Here is a 293-nt window from a genome sequence, read left to right as displayed (position 1 = left end):
CCGGCGTTGCCCGCCCCGTCGATCACACCGCTGTTGTCCAGGGTGATCAGGTTGGTGGTGTCGGTGATGCCAACCGTTGGCGTGAATGTCGCGGTATAAGTGATGTTATCGCTGGTGCTGAGATTGCTCAGCGTACCGTTGCTCACCGTCAGATCGGCCGTGGTAAAGCCGGTCACCGCCTCGGAAAAGGTGATAGTCACCACCGAGGTTTCGCCCACCGCCAGCGCCGTGTCCGCGACCACGATGGTAGCCGTCGGGCGCATGGTGTCGACGGCATAGTTGTTGGAATCGGT

Annotated in this window: 1 protein-coding gene; it reads right to left on the bottom strand. The window is 61.1% G+C overall.

Features of this window, described 5'->3' with window-relative positions; all coding sequences use genetic code 11:
• Positions 1-293 (bottom strand): Ig-like domain-containing protein (locus ACM6J5_RS24225; protein ID WP_414929484.1); only part of this gene is annotated, 293 nt, incomplete at both ends.

This window comes from Pseudomonas sp. IT-P74, from assembly GCF_949768175.1.
GTDB lineage: Bacteria > Pseudomonadota > Gammaproteobacteria > Pseudomonadales > Pseudomonadaceae > Aquipseudomonas.
This window is presented reverse-complemented; position numbering and strand designations above follow the sequence as displayed.